2 protein-coding genes are annotated in these 2,042 nt (G+C 54.6%); both read left to right on the forward strand.

The window, feature by feature from the left end; all coding sequences use genetic code 11:
• Positions 1–1,092: efflux RND transporter permease subunit (locus RTI30_RS14245; RefSeq protein WP_312284153.1), on the forward strand; the 1,092-nt coding region annotated here is incomplete at its 5' end.
• Between the two features lie 20 nt (positions 1,093–1,112).
• On the forward strand, positions 1,113–1,664 hold the full coding sequence (locus tag RTI30_RS14250; protein ID WP_312263016.1) for a hypothetical protein: 552 nt from the start codon (positions 1,113–1,115) through the stop codon (positions 1,662–1,664).
• Positions 1,665–2,042: the final 378 nt, after the last annotated feature.

The following is a 2,042-nucleotide window of genomic DNA, read 5'->3' on the forward strand; positions in this document are numbered from 1 at the left end:
ATCAAAGTCACCGGGACGGATTTGGCTACTCTAAATCGGCTTGGACAGGAAATTCAGCGCGCCTTGACGTCTGTCCCTGGTACCCAGTCGGTATATGCTGCGCATGCCTTGGGTGGAAGATATATCGTCATCCATACCAAGCGCCGAGCCGCAGCGCGTTACGGCATCTCCGTAGCGGACGTCAACACCGTCGTGGAAACGGCGATTGGCGGCAAGGTCCTTACCACTGCCATAGAGGGGGTGCAGCGTTTTCCCGTCGATCTTCGGTATCCACGCGCTGAGCGCCAGTCTCTTGCGGCCTTGCAGAATGCCTATGTGAGCGCCCCCAACGGCGCTCAGATTCCGCTGGCGCAGGTAGCGCGTATTCGCTTCGAGAAAGGTCCCGCGATGCTGACCAGCGACAACAGCCAGCTGAACTCCTGGGTAACCATTGACCTCCAGCCCAGTACCAGCATTGGTGGTTATGTGGCGACCGCCAAACGGGCACTGACCCAACATGTGCATTTGCCCGCTGGGTATACCATCGATTGGGTCGGCGAGTACAAAAGTATGGAGCGTGCCGATCATCGCCTTCTGTTAGTAGTACCCGCGGTCCTGTTGCTGATTACGGTGCTGCTCTATTTCAATTTCCGTAACGTGGTGGAAGTGGGAATTGTCTTGGTGACCCTTCCTTTTTCTCTGCTCGGCGGCCTGTGGTTGGTCTACTTGCTGCACTACAAGTTATCAGTAGCGGTGGTTGTTGGATTCATTGCGCTCGCCGGCGTAGCGGCAGAATTTGGCGTGGTCATGCTCTTATATCTCGATGCAGCGGTGTATCGCCGACGCGCGCGCAACGCCCTGGAGAATTGGCACGACCTGCAAACGGCAGTGGTAGAAGGCAGCATGCTACGACTGCGGCCTTTGGTTATGACCCTTACTTTGGTGGTTGTCGGTTTGTTGCCGATCATGTTCAGCCATGGGACGGGAGCAGACATGATGCGTCGCATTGCGGCCCCTGTGGTTGGGGGGATGTTCAGCGCGGCGTTATTGGCGCTACTGGTAATTCCGGCGCTATATGCGTTGTGGCAGCGGCGACGTTGGAAACTGGTGTAATTTTACAAGGAGAGGCAACGATGAATCGCAGACAAATGATGAAGTCTATTTTTTCGGCCCTGGCCCTGCTGGGTTATGTCCGTCTGGATTCCGCCAGTGCCTCGAGCATGGGCGGGATGATGGGAGGCATGATGGGGAATGGCCAAGACGAGGAGGGGATGCGGGCGATGATGTCTCCAGAGAATCGAGGGCCGATGCGCACGGGTATGGAGCTCTTCGAGCGGCATGCACAGGTGCATCGCAAGGTGACCTTTCTGCCTGATGGAATTCACGCGGTGACCATCTCTTTCGTCCCAGAAACTGCGGCACTGCTGCAGGCCCATGTCGAGCAGATGTACGCCCGGCTGGCAGAGGATCATCCCTTCCCCTATCCGATGAGCCGCAGCGTACCGGTGATGTTCGCCCATCCCACGCTCTATCAACGCAAGCTCAATCTGTTGAAGGATGGGGTGGCGGTCACCGAAACCTCCAGTGATCCGGAAATGGTACGAGTGATCCACGCGCATGCCAGAGAAATTACCCGCTTCGTCCAGGACGGCATGCCGGCCATGATGCGGGGTATGATGGGGTAGGCATATGGTGGTATCTCCGAATCCTGCCTGCGTGAGCTTGCTGCCAAAAACCGAGGTAACCTAATGTTTGTCATGATATAATGCTCTTTGTATTAGTCAGCATTAGCAGATGAACGCTCGTCAGCGTCGAAGCCTAGAGAGTGAGATAGCAATTTGATCTGATTTGTGAAGTAAAATAAATCGAGGGGCGGGGAATGTGTTCAATATAGTTGCGTATCTAGCCTGCAAGTTGTTCACTTGACGGCGCTGAGTGGCAATCCAAGGTCATTTGATGGGTAATAAATTCGAATGAATTCAAGTTGTTGATAACGAAGATGGCAAGGGAAATCTTTTTCTGGTGGGATGGAGAGACGCTGGTAGTCAATATTCTTGGCAAAC

The organism is Candidatus Igneacidithiobacillus taiwanensis (genome assembly GCF_031962545.1).
Classification (GTDB): Bacteria; Pseudomonadota; Gammaproteobacteria; order Acidithiobacillales; family Acidithiobacillaceae; genus Igneacidithiobacillus; species Igneacidithiobacillus taiwanensis.